Raw genomic sequence first — 207 nt, forward strand, 5'->3', positions numbered from 1 at the left:
AATGCCTTGGAGGGAACTTTTTGGAGAATTTCCTTGATCATTTACTAGGTAGGAACAAAGGTTTTTAACTTCTAAAGAAAGATTTTCATAGTTATTGTTTTTATAAAAACCACTATGTAATAAAAGCTCACTGTTTTGAAGGTAGTTTTTTACATCAAGTTCTTCTCTGAGTAGTTTTTTTAATTTTTGTTTATGAAAATTTTCCAT

The 207-nt window shown here is 27.5% G+C and carries 1 protein-coding gene; it reads right to left on the minus strand.

All coding sequences use genetic code 11. The features are described from left to right. On the minus strand, positions 1-207 hold a 207-nt coding region (locus tag CAMP5053_RS08550), incomplete at both ends, for a hypothetical protein (RefSeq protein WP_337217663.1).

The sequence above is a fragment of the Campylobacter sp. S4:11 genome (genome assembly GCF_024723695.1).
Lineage (GTDB): Bacteria > Campylobacterota > Campylobacteria > Campylobacterales > Campylobacteraceae > Campylobacter_D > Campylobacter_D jejuni_C.